This is a genomic window from Halovivax gelatinilyticus, from assembly GCF_024300625.1.
Classification (GTDB): Archaea; Halobacteriota; Halobacteria; order Halobacteriales; family Natrialbaceae; genus Halovivax; species Halovivax gelatinilyticus.
Genome location: NZ_CP101322.1, coordinates 888209 through 902652 on the forward strand (window position 1 = coordinate 888209; position 14444 = coordinate 902652).

Consider the following 14444-nt stretch of genomic DNA (forward strand, 5'->3'; position numbering starts at 1 on the left):
AAGTGTGAACCCACACGTGGTTATTTGGGCAACGACACCAATTGACAACCGATGAATGCATCGACGGGATCGGTGTTCGACGAGACTCGGTTCTCGGCCGATCGGCTCGGGTCACTCGGCGGCGCGACCGGATCGACGGACGAACGTCTTCGGGTCCGAACGCCGATCACCGACGAGGAGATCGGGACGGTGGCGTCTTTCCAGCCCGACGACGTCGAGCGTGCCGTCGAGCGCGTCCGCGAACGCCAGCCGGCGTGGGAGGCGATGGGAATTCAAACCCGTGCGGAAATCGTCGACCGATTCGGCGACCTGGTGTCGAACCGACGAGCGCAATTGCTCGATCTCGTCCAGCTAGAGACGGGGAAAACGCGCCAGCACGCGCTCGAGGAGGTCCTCGACATCGTGCTAACGGCTTCGTACTATGGGGCGGCGGGGCCGAAACTATTCGGCGACGAACGACGACGGGGAGCGATTCCCGGAGCGAGCGACGCCGTCGTGACCTACGATCCGGTCGGCGTCGTGGGCGTGATCGCGCCGTGGAACTATCCGTTGACGCTCTCGATGACCGACGCGATTCCCGCGTTACTCGCGGGCAACGCCGTCGTCTGCAAACCCGACGAGCGGACGCCCTACACCGCGTTGGCGGTCGCGTCGTTGCTCGAGGAAGCCGGCGTACCCGACGGCCTCGTCCGGGTCGTCACCGGTGACGGATCGACCGTCGGTCCCTCCCTGATAGACGCCGTCGACTACGTCGCGTTCACCGGCGGGACCGAGACGGGTCGGACGGTCGCCGAGCGAGCGGGCCGGAACCTGATCGGCTGCTCGCTCGAACTCGGCGGCAAGAACCCGCTGCTCGTGCTCGACGACGCGGACGTCGAAGTCGCCGCGCGCGGTGCGGTCAAGGGAGCGTTCACCAACGCCGGGCAACTCTGCCTCGCGCCGGAACGCGTGTACGTTCACGAGGATCGCTACGAGGCGTTTCTCGACGCGTTCGTCGGCGAAACGCGGGCGCTCACGCTCGGCTGTTCGTTCGAATACGGCCCGGACGTCGGGTCGCTGATCGACGGCGCACACGCTGAACGCGTCGGCACGTCCGTCGATGAGGCGAGAGATAGCGGCGCGTCCGTTCTCACCGGCGGACGACGCCGCCGGGACGTCGGACCGTTCGTCTACGAGCCGACGATCGTGACCGACGTCGACGCCGATTGTCCGCTCGCGAGCGAGGAGACCTTCGGACCGGTCGTCTCCGTGAGTCCGGTTTCGAGCGTCGACGAAGCCGTCGATCGGGCGAACGACTCGGCGTACGGGTTGAACGCGAGTGTCTGGACTGGCAACGTCGAACGAGGGCGCGAAATCGCCCGGCAGATCGACTGTGGCACCGTCTGTATCAACGATCCCTACACGGTCGGATGGGCCGCCGTCGACGCACCGATGGGCGGCGTCGGCGATTCCGGTCTGGGCCGTCGCCACGGACCCGAAGGATTCGATCGATTCGTCGAGTCCAGAACGATCGCGACCGCCCGCTACGGCCCGCTCGAACCGCCGGCGAGTCTATCGAATCGCACGGCCGCCCGGTTGCTCGCGGTACTGACCGGCGTCCAACGACGGATCGTCAGGTGGCGGTCGTGACCCGCCCGATCGTCCTGCTCACCGGGTTTCCGGGGTTTCTCGGGTCGGCGCTACTCGAGCGACTCCTCGCCAGGGGTGACGGGCCCGTAGCCTGTCTGGTCCAGCCGGCCTACCGCGACGTCGCACGACGACGCGCCCGCAGAATCGAACGCAGGCTCGGGGTCGATGCGGACGACCGACAGATCCACCTCTACGAGGGTGACATCACGCGACCCGATCTCGGTCTCGGGACGAACCAGGCGGCACTCGAAGACGTCACGGCGTGTTATCACCTCGCCGCGGTGTACGATCTCGGCGTCGAGCGCAGCCTCGCCGAAGCGGTCAACGTCCGCGGCACCGAACACGTTCTCGCCGTCGCCGATTCCCTCGACGTCGATCGGTTTCACTACGTCAGTACCTGTTACGTGAGCGGTCGATACGACGGCGTGTTCACCGAGTCACACCTCCGGGAAGACCAGTCGTTCAACAACCACTACGAGGCGACGAAGTACCGCGCCGAAGTCGCGGTCCAGGACCGAATTGCTGATGGATTTCCGGCGACCGTCTATCGACCCGCGATCGTCGTCGGCGACAGTCGTACCGGCGAAACGGACAAATTCGACGGGCCGTACAACCTGCTTCGGTTGCTGTTCGCCCAGCCGCGTTGGCTCTCGGCGACGTTCACGCTTTCTGGGTCGAGCGGGGCCGAGTTGAACGTGGTGCCACGCGACTTCGTCGTCGACGCGATCGCCGCCCTCAGCGATCGCACCGACACCGTCGGGGAGACCTACCAGCTCTGTGATCCCTCACCGCTTTCGGTACCGCAGTTCGTCGACGCGCTCGCCGACGCGACCGAACACCGAACCATCCGGCTCCCGACGACGCGTCGAATCGCGACGACGGCGCTCCGGGCGCTCGAACGGGCGTCGTTCGATATCGAGCCGGAGACGGTGGCGTACCTCGATCACCCGACGCGGTACGCGTGTCCGAAGACGACGCGTACCCTCGCCGAAGAAGGCCTCGAAGCGCCGGCGTTTCGGTCGTACGTCGATCAGATCGTCGCGTACGCTCGGGACTCACTCACCACCGACGGGACGCAGGTGAACTGAACGTAGATTCGACCCACAGTAGTCGTGTCGAGTGGTCGTCCCCGACGGTTCGACCGGCGACGGATTGGCGCGACGAATCGGATTCGCCGTCCGGATCGACCGACGTGACGGTCTCGTCACGATCGACCGCCTCGTCGGAGACGGTGAGCGAGAACGCCTCGCCGCCGTCGATCGAGACGTCATCGAAGCGATTGTCGGTGGATTCGTCTCGTGCGTAGATCGCCCACCGCCCGTTATCCTCGGCGGTGACGTCCTCGAAGCGGTTGTCGGGGGCCGCGTACAGCCAGATCGCGCTCGGATCGTCCATGATCGGATTGTCACCGACGGTCTTCGAGACCGAGACGTCGACGAGTTCGTTCGCACCAGCGTAGCCGAGGGCGACGCCCGCGAACGCGCTTCGATCCGCGTCGACGGCGTCGAGGCGGTTCTCGTCGGCGTGAAGCAGCGTGATTCCGGTGTTATCCGCGATCGACCTGACGGCGGAGAGTGCGTTTCGGTCCGAGCCCTCGAGGACGACGCCGTCACCTCGGTTGCGGCTCACGTCGACGTCGTCGACGCGGTTTTCGAACGAGTCGACCAGCGCGATCCCCCCGCGGCCGTTTCTGGCGGCGACGCAGGTGTCGACGGTACTGTCCGTCGTATCACTGAAGACGATTCCTTCGGCCTCGTTCGCCACGGCGGCCGCGTCCGCGACCGTCGAATCCGTCGCGCCGGAGACGGCGATGCCGTCGACGTTGTCTACGGCGGTGACGTTCTCGATCGAACACCCCGCCGCGCCGTCGACGCCGACGCCGGTGTCCCAGGTCGAAACCGTCAGGTTACGGATCGTCGCGTTTCGAGCGGATTCACCGACGGCGACGCCAGTGCCGAACTTGCGGTCGCCTCTGGACGGAATCGTCATCCGGTGAAAGCGCTCTCTCGCGTCCGGATCCATCGTCAACTCGTGTCCCCAGCCGTCGACGACCACGTCCGCGGCCCGAATCTCGATGCAATCGAACGTCGTGGCGACGACATCGTCGGAGAGCGCGTACCGACCCGGCTCCGTTATCTCGGCACAGTCGTGGATCTCGGTGGCGTCGTCACGGTCGGTCGATGCGGCCGGGAACGCGCCCAATACGCCGGCGACGACCCCACCGGCTCGCAGCAGCGATCGTCGCGTCGGCCGTGTCTCGTCCATCGGCGGTCACCACGCACCTTCACGTGATCGATTACCAAAGAGGGTCGCGTGGCACACGACATCGTCACGTCGCACTCGAAGCGTCCCAACGAACCACTCACCGGTCGATCACCGGCCGCCGGTTCCGAACTCGGCGTCGACCATCGTCGCCTGGCCGCGCCTGAGCAGGTCCGACGCGGTCGACGCCGCACACCCCAGTTCGGCCGCGACGTCCGCCAGGCTCGCCTCGCGGGGAACGGCGTAGTAGCCGAGTTCCCACGCGGTTTTCATCGCCTCACGCTGCGTTTCGGTGAGCGGCGGTCCGGTGAGCTGGGGGATCGATCCGACCGAGAGTACGTCCATCTCTATGGCGTCCGGAATGGCCTCGCTCACCTCGCGGAAATCCTCGGACGTCATCACGAGTGAGAGGATCATCCGCCGGTCGGATCGGTACTCGATCGGGTAGACGACGGCGATCCGGTCCCGTCCCAGCGCGTCGGCGAGCGCGCGGTTCGACGGGTCGAGGTCGTGTCGAATGTAGGTGTAACAGCCGCCGTCGTCGGCGGGGTAGACCTCGTATTCGTCGATCTCGACGTCGGACGCGAGCGCCTCCCGGTAGACCGTCTCGTCGCCGTCGACGTAGTTGATCGCCGTCTCCCGTCCGTCCTCGACGCTGATGTACAGCAGCAACTCCCGGTCGATCTCGGGCGTGCGACAGACGAGGTCGTGGATCGGGTGGATCGTCTCGGGCGTGTGGCGGATGGCGAGACGGACGGCGTTCATACCGTCTGTGACCGGCGGGTCCACGTAAGCGTTCTCGCTCGCCGGTCCGCCGAAGTGTCCTGGTCAGTTCCGGTGACCCGCCCGTACGGCCGGCGACGAGGGTGGCCACTCGCCGTCCGGAGTGCGCTGACCTGTCGGCCCGAGTGACTGACCACCTATTTCCCGGCAGCCCTCGTCGTCCGTGTATGGGAACGAAGCTCATTTCCTACGACGCGAACGTGCCGGGAACGGCGGTCGGAGAGACGTTTCGGTGGCTCGCCGAACAGTTCGATCGAACCGAAGCGGTCGCGCTCGCTGACGACACCGAGACGGTCTCTCTCGGCCTGTCGGAATCGGTTCGTCTCGAACTCGAGGGTGAGCGTGACGGCGAGGGCGGCGTCGAACTCCGCGTCTCGGTCACCTGGCCGTCGGATGCCGTCGAACGGAGCGACGGCGACGGGTCCGACGAGTTCGCCGCGGCGCTTTCGTCGGCGGTGGATCGGAGCGACACGGCGGCACCCGAGCCGGCTGCGAGCCAGGCCACGTTCGAGCTGTACGAAGACCGGGCCGACGAGTGGCGGTGGCGACTCGTCCATCGAAACGGCAACATCATCGCCGACGGCGGCGAGGGTTATACGAGCAAACAGAACGCCAGAAAGGGCATTCGGAGCGTGAAAGCGAACGCAGCTGGAGCCGAAGTGATCGAACTCCAGCGGGAAACAGACGAGTGACGCCGAAGGAGTAGACGAACGTGCGGGCGACGGTGGAGACGCTAACGCAGGCGAGCGTGGGGCGACGTCGGAGACGGCGGGATAGTCGAACGGGCGGCCGACGGTGGAGACGTCGACTCGAACTCGGAACTACCATCTCGAGGTGATCGAGCGCAGGCGGGAACCCGGAGTAGACTGCCGCCGTCACCTCCGAGCGACCGAGTCGGTACCTATCGATTCGATCGCCGTCACGCTCGACGCTCACCGATCACCTCGTCGCTCAATTCCAGCAATCCGATCGCGGCGAGACAGTCGAGACAGATGGTGCGCTCGACGTCACGATACCGATGGCGGACGTCGCGTCGGTGGGTCACGGAGAGGCGGACGCGGCCGCCACGACGCGTATCGGTACAGCGATAGCACACAGGTCCGGCGGACGGTCTGTCGGTCATCCACGTACCCCCGGCTCCCCAATCGAAGATTCCAAACTCGGGCCGGACCGTAGCCGAAGCTGTCGATACCACAGGCGTGCGAGACCTTTTTGTCTCGGTGGTTTGTACGCAATCATGGCAACCAAGCCGCTCCGCTTGGAAGCCACGTCTCGGGTGTCATCACCACCCGGGACATTCTCAGCGCATGTCCCCGCGTCAGTTGTGGAGCGTGGCTTCCGTTCGTACCGTACCAATCAACGATTATATAACTACCGGTGGCTGTAACGAGTGGCTGTTCGGGGATGGGTTGGTGAGAAATTTCTCGCTGTTGAGCGCGTTAATGGGTCTATCGAGGGGTACGATCGACGACGGCACAGAGGGATAATTGAGGACCTTCCGACAAACGGGGGATAGCGAGGGTAGTCGCGGCGGTAATGTTAATACCGACGTGACTAGAGCGTTTTCACATGAGCGATCAGTCGCTCACCACGGGCGTTCACCGATCGCTGTCGTCGATCGGTGATACACCGCTGGTGGTGGCCACACTCGTCGGTGCGATCGGACTCCTCGTCGGCCTTTCGCTCCCCTGGCTCCAGCCCGATCCGGCTCGCGAGACGATACGCCTCGTGTACATCCCCGGGATGGACGCGGGATTCGAAGTGGACGCAACGCTCGTGTTACTCCTGTTAGTCGCCGCCTCGGTGGCGGCGGGGCTACTGCGAGGGCGCTCACGACTCACTGGCGCCGCCCTGGTGCTCACAGGAGTGGCAACGATCGCGCTTCCGACGTACCTCCTGGTCGATATCTACCTCGCATACGGAGGCGAGTTTATCCCCGATATCGGCAGTTTCGTGACGATCGCGAGCGGTCTCATCTTGCTCGTCACCGGCCTGATCGTACTCGGTACGGGGCGATCTGATCGGTGACGGCAGGCGGGTCGCCCTCTCACGCGAACGGCGAATCCTCGACCGTCTGGGCGCCGTAGCGTTCCCGGCGCGATTGGCGTTCGAGTTCCGCGTCGAGGTAGGACTCGAGCAGTTGCTGCTCGGCGGCCGTCTCGAAGGCGTAGAACGTGAAATTCGGATACATGCCGCCCAGATTCGTTCCGAAGTCGACGACGAGCCCGACGCGCGAGTCGTCCTCGACGGCGCGGTTACGATCTTCGAACGTCGACAGTTCGTCGCCGAGATCGTACTCGTCGGCGAATTCGGGCGGACTCGCGTCGATCGAAAGGGAGTATCGATTCGGGTGGTACTGTTCGTCGAACGCGTCTCGGCCGTCGAGCGTGATCGTGTGCGCTTCGGGCAGTTGCCGGGGCCAGTCGTCGAGGTCAGTTCCGGGACCGCTGAACGTCTCGTCTACCGTTTCGCTGCCGCCGGGCAGAAATCCAAACGTCGGTCCAGTCGAACCGACGATGGCTCGCGGCGATCGCGACGGCGGAACGTCCTCGTAGCGCTCGTCGAGGACGGTCTCGCCGTCGTGAGTGAGCGTCAGGTCGATCGTCCGCTCGTGTTCGAACGTGGAGTTGACCAGTCTGACGAACGCCAGCGGAAGGGCTCGATCGTCCTCGGAGAGACAGCCGGCGAGACCGCCGACGGCGGCGACCGGGACCGTCGCGAGCAAGCGACGGCGAGACGGGGTCGTGGCGGGCATCGACACGAACACTCTCGTGTCAGCCAATAACGATTGGGGTGACGCCTACCCGGACGAATTATTTTGGGCGTCGGCGTGGTACCTCGATCCGTGAACCGACGGACGCTGCTGGTCGCAGCCGGCGGTGCGCTCTCGACGGCCGTCGCCGGCTGTACGAGTCGCTTCCAGGACGACGACCCGTTCGACGTCGAGGAACTCACCGACGCGGTGAGCCACCCGTGGGGACTCGCGTTCGTCCCGGAGACGGAACGACTGCTCGTCACGGAACTCGACGGCCGGCTCGTTCTCGTCGACCGCGAGGACGGCGCGGTCGAACCCGTCGACGGCACGCCCGCGGTCCACGCCGCCGGACAGGGCGGCCTGCTCGACGTCGCGCTCTCGCCAGACTTCGGGGACGACCCGTGGGTCTACCTGACCTACGCAGCCGCGAACGACGACGGCCAGTCGGCCACGCACGTCGGACGCGGCCGGCTCGAATTCGGCGGCGAGGCGGAACTCGCCGAATTCGAGGCCCTGTTCGTCGTCGAGCCGTTCGTCGACTCGACGGCTCACTACGGCTCGCGCGTCGGGTTCGGCCCGGACGGGGCGCTCTACGTGACGACCGGCGATCGCGGCTCGAAGGAATTCGGGCCGGACCACGTCTCGCAGGACGCAGAAAACGCGATCGGTGCGACACTCCGGCTCGAACCGGACGGCTCGATTCCCGAGGACAACCCGTTCGTCGACGAGCCCAACGTCGCGGACGCGATCTACAGCTACGGCCACCGAAACGTCCAGGGAATGGCCGTCCACCCCGAGACGGACGAGATCTGGCTGTCCGAACACGGCGAGGAGGACGGCGACGCCCTCCACGTGCTCGAGGCGGGCGAAAACTACGGCTGGCCGATCGCTCACACCGGCTGCGAGTACGGAACCGAGACCCCCGTCGGTGACGACCCGCACGAGCGCGACGACGTGGTCGATCCGGTCTACGCCTGGGCGTGTACGAGCGGCGGCTTCCCGCCCGCCGGAATGACGTTCTACGACGACGAGGCGTTTCCCGACTGGCGCGGCGACCTCTTCGTCGGCAATCTGGCGGGCGAGTACCTCGGTCGATTCGCGGTCGACGGAACCGACGTCGAAGAAGCCGACCCGCTGCTTTCGGACCGCGGGTGGCGCGTTCGAGACGTCGCGGTCGCCCCCGACACCGGATATCTTTACGTGCTCGTCGACGGAGCGGACGGCCCGGTCGTCCGTTTGAGTCCCGAGTAACGACGGGATCGCAACGCCCAGGTACGACGATACACTGTCCAATTTGCTCCTGGAATATCATCCTCATTGCTACCACCAGAAACTATGTATGGCGATTGCGACAATCACGAACGTCGATGGATCCGTTCACGCTTGGTCGGGCGCACGGGCGCAATCATCGTTCGTTTGTCCTCCTATTCGTGATTATTGTGAGCGCCATCATCTGGGCGACGCTGGTTCCGGGTGCCGCGCTTGTGATGGACGAGTACTGGGGAGTCGTGGTGTGGACATCCGTTTCCGTGATCGGCTGTTCCGGCTTCGGCTGTCAGTTCTGGTTTCTGCTCGTTCACCTCGTCTACGCACTACTCGTCGCCGTTGGGACGGTGGCAGTGGCCACCAGAATACATGATCGATGAGATCACTAGGAAACCAGATTCGGAGTACGCTCGTGCTCACCGCAGTAGACCACACACAGACCAATCCAGCCAGTATCTTCACGGTCGGCAGCCGCCGACGACGGTGTGAACGCCCACCTGCCGAACACCTCATCGGATCAACGTCACGCGGACCGGCGATCGAAACGCCACCACCTCGGTGACGCTCCCGAGCGCGATCTCGGAGTCGTCCGCCCGGCCGTGACTGCCCACTATCACGTGATCGACGTCGTTGTCTCGCACATAGTCGACGATGGCCCGGGCGGGTTCGTTGATCGCGACGGCGGTCGTCAGGTCGCGGTCGTGCTCGTCGGCGATCGCCCGCGCCTCGTCAAGAATCTCCTCCGCGTGCTCGTCGGCGCGATCGTACCACTCGCTTGAGCCGTGTGGCGGCTCTCTGGTAATCTCGACGTCCGACGCGTAGCCGTAGGCCGGATCGGTCGGATCGATGACGTGGAGGACGGTGATCTCGGCGTCCGGATGCTCCGTCAGCGCCACCTCGAGCGCCCGTTTCGAGAGCGGGGCCCCATCCATCGGAACGAGTAGGTTCGTGCTCACCTCGAAACGTACGACTTCGACCGGTAAAGTACGTCCATTCGCCGGCATCCGAGATAGTCACCTGAAACTGAAGAAGTATCGACCGACCCGCCACGTCGATCGCGCGGCGGTCAGTGTCACAATCCAGCGACCGGGACAGCGGTTCGCGCGGCTCGAGGCGACCCCATATTTCACCCGTGCGACGTTCGACCGTGACGACCCGGCGCCGTCAGCGCGCCCGCAACCGGGTATCGAGACGATCGTGCGTACACCACTGATTTGTACCACCAGATCATACGGACAACTATGACCAGACCAACGCCAGTCAGCCCGCCGGTCGCCCTCTCGATCGCGGGCAGCGACTCCGGTGGCGGGGCCGGGATCCAGGCCGACCTGGGGTCGTTCGCCGCCCACGGCGTCTTCGGGACGACCGCGATCACCGCCGTCACCGCCCAGCACACGCGGGGAGTCGAATCGTCGTTCGTCCTGCCCACCGACGAGGTCGCCGCCCAGATCGACGCCGTCGTCTCCGACTTCGAGGTCGGCGCGGCCAAAACGGGGATGCTCGCGACGGCCGAACTCGTCTCGCTCGTCGCGGCGCGTGCGGCCGACGCGTCGTTCCCGCTGGTCGTCGATCCGGTGATGGTCGCAACCTCGGGCGATCGGTTGCTCGACCGCGTTGCGGAGGAAGCGTACGAGGCCGTGATCGCCGAGGCCGCGGTCGTCACGCCGAACGCCGACGAAGCCGAGGTCCTGACCGGAATCGAGATCGGAGACGTCGACGCCGCCCGCGAGGCGGGCCGGACGCTGCTCGATATGGGCGCCGACGCGGCGCTCGTCAAGGGCGGACACGTCCCCGGTGAGACGGTCGTCGACGTCCTCGTCGTCGATCGCGACTCGCCGTACGCGGATGGCGAATCCGTCGACGGAGAACCGAGTGGGAGGGCGCTCGTCACGACGATCGAGCACCCGCGCGTCGAGACCGACGCGACCCACGGCTCGGGCTGTGCGCTCTCGGCCGCCATCGCCGCCCGTCTCGCCCGCGGCGAGTCGCTCACCGAAGCCGTCGAAGGGGCGACGGACTTCATCGCCCGCGCGATCTCCCGGCCATACGACGTCGGGCGGGGACCGGGCGCCGTGAATCCGTCCGCCGACGTCGATCGGGGCGAATAGCCGACACCACCCGTTCGAGTCCGTGCGAGCCTTTTTGCCGATTGCGACGTAGTCGACGGCATGGTCGAGAGTCCGTTCGACGTCGAGATTCGCGTCGGCGAGGTGACCGCCGCCGAGTCGTTCCCGGAGACGAACAAAGAGGCGATGACGAAGCTCTGGATCGACCTGGGTGACGAGGAAATTCAGTCGGCTGCTCAGCTCGACTATCACTACGATCCCGACGACCTCGTCGGTCGACGCGTTCTCTGTGCGACGAACCTCGGGAGCGTTCGCATTGCCGGGTTCAAATCCGAGGCGCTAACCGTCGGCGTTCCGAGCGACGAGGGCTATCCCGTGCTGGTGTCCCCGGACGACGAAGTCGACGTCTCTCTGGGTGCGATATTGTACTGACGACCGGAGTACGCCTGCGTAGGCGGCCGTCAGTCGAGGAGTCCGAGTTCGTATCCGTCAGCCGAACGGTCTAGCGACGGCCACCGATTTTATGACCGTTCCCAGCTATCGAAGCGTAATGTCGACGCTCGTCACCGCGTACATGACGACGGTCTTTTTGGCCGTCCTCCTGAGCGTCGCGATTACGATTCTCGCCGTACGCAAGTGGGAAAATCCCGAATCTCGAGCGCTCGCAGCCCTAACAACCGGGATCGCACTCTGGACGGGTGGCGACTTCGTGAGTATGTTCGCCAGTTCCCGCGAGTGGACCATCCGCTGGTTGCAGGTCCACTGGCTGGGCGTCGTCATCGTTCCCGTCGCAGTGTTCGTCTTTATCCTCGTCTACACCGGCCGCGGTGAACGGCTCTCGCGCGGACGCGTGGCCGGCCTCTACGCCCTCCCCGCCGTGACGTACCTCCTCGTGCTGTCGAGTCCGGCCCACGACCTCATCTGGACGGCGATCGAGCCCACGAGCGCGTCGCCGGTCGGCTACGCGTTCACGAACGGTCCGGCGTTCTACGTCTACGCCCTGTACGCCTACGGGTTACTCGCGGTTGCGTCCGTCCTGCTCGGCGTCTTCATCCTCCGATCGAACGACCTCTACCGCGGACAGGCCTCCCTGCTCATGGTCGCCGCGCTCGCTCCCTGGGCGAGCAACCTCGGATACGTGTTCGGCGGACGGGTTCTAGACGTCACGTCGATCGGATTCGCCGTCACCGCGGTCGCACTTGGGGTGGCGCTCTACCGGTATCGGCTGACCGACGTCATGCCCATCGCTCGAACCACCGTCGTCGAGCACATCAACGACGGCGTGATCGTTCTCGACCGTGAGGACCGTCTCGTCGACGTGAATCGACGGGCCGCCCCGTATATCCGGACCGAACGGGGCGATTCCCCGCTAGGCCGTCGCGCGAGCGAGGTCCTCCCGGACCCGATGGTCGACCGGCTCACGCAACACGCGGATCGATCCGAACCCGACGAGAGCAGCCCGGAACCATCGGTCGCGACCACCGGGTTAACGATCACGCGAGACGGGTCCCAGCGATACCTGACCGTGGAGACGACGCCCCTCTCGAACGCCCGCCGTCGGATCGGTCGGCTCGTCATCATCCGCGACGTCACCGAGGAGCGCCGCTACGAGCGCGAACTCGAACGACAGAACGATCGGCTCGACCGCTTCGCGAGTCTCGTCAGCCACGACCTGCGGAATCCGCTCAACGTCGCCGACGGCTACGTCTCGATCCTCGACGAACGGTGTGACGATCCCGCGCTCGAGGAGATCACCGTCTCGCTCGATCGGATGGAACAGATCATCGACGACGTCCTCACGCTGACCCGACACGGTACCGTCCTCACCGATCGAGAGCGGGTCGAACTGGCGACCGTCGTTCGATCCGCCTGGAACGGCGTCGACACCGCCGACGCGACGCTCGACGTGGAGACGGGCGACCACGCGGTCTCGACCGACCCCTCGCGGCTCGTCCAGGCGTTCGAGAACCTCTTTCGCAACGCCGTGGAGCACGGCTCCACGAGCCCTCACTCACACGTTCGCGAGGAGACCGTCGAACACGGCGGCGCGGACGTGACGGTCACCGTCGGGACGATTACCGGCGACGATCGAGACGACTCCGTCGACGGGTTCTACGTCGCCGACGACGGTCCCGGCATCCCGGCCGCCGATCGCGAGAAGATCCTCGAATCGGGCTACTCGACCAGCCAGGATGGGACGGGTCTCGGCCTCGATATCGTCACCCAGATCCTCGACGCGCACGGGTGGTCGCTCTCGGTCGACGAGAGCGATAGCGGCGGCGCCCGGTTCGAGATCCGCTACGCGGCGGATCGGGACGGAGAAACCGACCCGGCGGCCGAACCCTGCGAACTGTGACGGGAGGCGAGCACGGTTTCCCGCTCGTCGAACCGTGACACTCGCGCTCACGTTACTCTGATGACCGCCCGTCCGTGTATCGAACGCCGGCAGCGAATTCGTCCGTGACTCGGGCACAATCCCGTGAAGTGTTATTAGGCACCGGGCACCACGGGTTGAACGATGGCTACGGAGGCTTCCTTTACGGTACCGTCGAACGAGTTCCCGCTGGGGACCGTGTTCGAGCAACTGCCGAATGTGTCGGTCGAACTGGAGCGGATCATCCCCGCCCGAGACGTGGTGATCCCCTACTTCTGGGTTCGAGGGACCACAATCGACGACATCGAAGGCGCGTTCTCGGCGCATCCGGGCGTGGATCGAATACAGTTCGTCGACTCCGTCGAAGACGAGAATCTGTTGCGCGTCGAGTGGGCGTTGGATTACGACGACGTCTTGACCGCGCTGACGGAGACGAACATCGCGCTCATCGAGGGCGTTGGAACGAACCAGCAGTGGACGTTCGAGATACGCGGTGACAGCCGGAGCGATATCGCCAGCTTTCAATCCCGGTGTCGGGACGTCGGCATCCCGATCACGCTCACGGCGTTGCGCGCGCTCACGCCCGTCGAGACGGCGACCGAGGCGGCCCTCACCGACACCCAGCAAGAGGCGCTGGTGGTCGCCTACGAGCGAGGCTACTTCGAATCGCCGCGCGAGACGACGATGGAAGCGATCGGCGACGAACTCGGCATCTCACAGCAAGCCGTCGCATCCAGACTCCGGCGCGGGATCAAGCATATCCTCGGAAACACGCTACCCACACTATCGGCCCCCTCTCGAGAGAGTGCTTAAAACCGTTTTGTATACTAAAAAGTGGAAGTGATCCGGTTCGGTCTACTGAGTATAACGTGATGAGCGAGGATCCCATCGCGTTCGACGCGGTGTGCGACCTGTGTAGAGATACCCGCCGACGGATTATTCTCGCCGTACTCGCCGAAGAACGGCGTTCGTTGACGATGGACGACCTCGAGAGAGCGATTCTCGCGTACAACCATCTCACGTCGGTTGCCGACGCGTCTTCGGAGGTACTGACAGACATTCGGGTCTCTCTTTGCCACGCACACGTTCCGAAGCTAGAATCGGCGGGCGTCATCGAATACGATTCGGATCGACAACTCGTCGACCCGACCGAACGGTTCGACCGGTTACAGCCCCACCTCGCTGCGATCCTCGATACCGATCCGAATCTCGACGAATCGATCGCGTTGTGAGTTCGGACGGGAGACCCCAAACTTGTAAACTGATACTCGAATAGGTGGTGGGAGCTAGCGGAGTATCTGAGTGCGAC

General features: G+C 65.1%; 15 protein-coding genes and 1 pseudogene. 11 read left to right on the top strand and 5 right to left on the bottom strand.

Annotation, left to right across the window (positions count from 1 at the left end):
• The first annotated feature begins 51 nt into the window (after positions 1 to 51).
• Entirely contained in the window at positions 52 to 1629 is a 1578-nt protein-coding gene (locus NKH31_RS04305) for a succinic semialdehyde dehydrogenase (protein ID WP_254863912.1), read from the top strand.
• Positions 1617 to 2717, top strand: coding sequence for an SDR family oxidoreductase (locus tag NKH31_RS04310; protein ID WP_254863913.1), 1101 nt, complete (start codon positions 1617 to 1619; stop codon positions 2715 to 2717). The genes NKH31_RS04305 and NKH31_RS04310 overlap by 13 nt, the downstream gene beginning before the upstream one ends.
• On the opposite strand, the gene NKH31_RS04315 is transcribed toward NKH31_RS04310, so the two are convergent.
• Positions 2689 to 3894, bottom strand: a complete 1206-nt coding sequence (locus NKH31_RS04315; RefSeq protein WP_254863914.1) for a right-handed parallel beta-helix repeat-containing protein — start codon at positions 3892 to 3894, stop codon at positions 2689 to 2691. The genes NKH31_RS04310 and NKH31_RS04315 overlap by 29 nt on opposite strands.
• 108 nt (positions 3895 to 4002) lie before the next feature.
• On the bottom strand, positions 4003 to 4656 hold the full coding sequence (locus NKH31_RS04320; protein WP_254863915.1) for a helix-turn-helix domain-containing protein: 654 nt from the start codon (positions 4654 to 4656) through the stop codon (positions 4003 to 4005).
• Positions 4657 to 4841: 185 nt separating this feature from the next.
• Between NKH31_RS04320 and NKH31_RS04325 the strand changes: the two genes are divergently transcribed.
• Positions 4842 to 5366, top strand: coding sequence for an HVO_2922 family protein (locus tag NKH31_RS04325; protein ID WP_254863916.1), 525 nt, complete (start codon positions 4842 to 4844; stop codon positions 5364 to 5366).
• Between the two features lie 227 nt (positions 5367 to 5593).
• Here the strand turns inward: NKH31_RS04325 and NKH31_RS04330 are convergent, their stop codons facing one another.
• Positions 5594 to 5797, bottom strand: a complete 204-nt coding sequence (locus NKH31_RS04330) for a hypothetical protein (protein ID WP_254863917.1) — start codon at positions 5795 to 5797, stop codon at positions 5594 to 5596.
• Between the two features lie 446 nt (positions 5798 to 6243).
• On the opposite strand from NKH31_RS04330, the gene NKH31_RS04335 reads away from it, so the two are divergent.
• Complete coding sequence (locus NKH31_RS04335) at positions 6244 to 6702, top strand: hypothetical protein (RefSeq protein WP_254863918.1); 459 nt, start codon at positions 6244 to 6246, stop codon at positions 6700 to 6702.
• A gap of 19 nt (positions 6703 to 6721) precedes the next feature.
• On the opposite strand, the gene NKH31_RS04340 is transcribed toward NKH31_RS04335, so the two are convergent.
• A complete protein-coding gene (locus NKH31_RS04340) occupies positions 6722 to 7429 on the bottom strand; it encodes a hypothetical protein (RefSeq protein ID WP_254863919.1) in 708 nt (235 codons plus the stop codon).
• A 90-nt stretch (positions 7430 to 7519) separates the two neighbouring features.
• Between NKH31_RS04340 and NKH31_RS04345 the strand changes: the two genes are divergently transcribed.
• Both NKH31_RS04345 and NKH31_RS04350 read left to right on the top strand, forming a co-directional pair.
• Positions 7520 to 8680 (top strand): PQQ-dependent sugar dehydrogenase, encoded by a 1161-nt coding sequence (locus NKH31_RS04345; RefSeq protein ID WP_254863920.1) that lies wholly within the window; start codon positions 7520 to 7522, stop codon positions 8678 to 8680.
• Between the two features lie 116 nt (positions 8681 to 8796).
• A complete protein-coding gene (locus NKH31_RS04350; RefSeq protein WP_254863921.1) occupies positions 8797 to 9075 on the top strand; it encodes a hypothetical protein in 279 nt (92 codons plus the stop codon).
• A 129-nt stretch (positions 9076 to 9204) separates the two neighbouring features.
• On the opposite strand, the gene NKH31_RS04355 is transcribed toward NKH31_RS04350, so the two are convergent.
• The gene (locus tag NKH31_RS04355; RefSeq protein ID WP_254863922.1) at positions 9205 to 9651 is read right to left on the bottom strand and encodes a universal stress protein; all 447 of its coding nucleotides are present in this window, start codon (positions 9649 to 9651) and stop codon (positions 9205 to 9207) included.
• Positions 9652 to 9936: 285 nt separating this feature from the next.
• Here NKH31_RS04355 and thiD point away from each other — a divergent pair.
• The 5 genes and pseudogenes from thiD to NKH31_RS04380 form a co-directional block, all read left to right on the top strand.
• A pseudogene (thiD, locus tag NKH31_RS04360) lies at positions 9937 to 10788 on the top strand (bifunctional hydroxymethylpyrimidine kinase/phosphomethylpyrimidine kinase); the annotation flags it as partial.
• A 75-nt stretch (positions 10789 to 10863) separates the two neighbouring features.
• Positions 10864 to 11193, top strand: a complete 330-nt coding sequence (locus NKH31_RS04365) for a tRNA-binding protein (RefSeq protein ID WP_254863924.1) — start codon at positions 10864 to 10866, stop codon at positions 11191 to 11193.
• Between the two features lie 118 nt (positions 11194 to 11311).
• Positions 11312 to 13117 (top strand): sensor histidine kinase, encoded by a 1806-nt coding sequence (locus NKH31_RS04370; RefSeq protein ID WP_254863925.1) that lies wholly within the window; start codon positions 11312 to 11314, stop codon positions 13115 to 13117.
• Between the two features lie 162 nt (positions 13118 to 13279).
• Positions 13280 to 13948 carry a helix-turn-helix domain-containing protein gene (locus NKH31_RS04375; protein WP_254863926.1) on the top strand — a complete coding sequence of 223 codons (669 nt, stop codon included), beginning with the start codon at positions 13280 to 13282 and terminating at the stop codon, positions 13946 to 13948.
• Positions 13949 to 14007: 59 nt separating this feature from the next.
• Entirely contained in the window at positions 14008 to 14367 is a 360-nt protein-coding gene (locus NKH31_RS04380) for a DUF7344 domain-containing protein (protein WP_254863927.1), read from the top strand.
• The last annotated feature ends 77 nt before the right edge of the window (positions 14368 to 14444 follow it).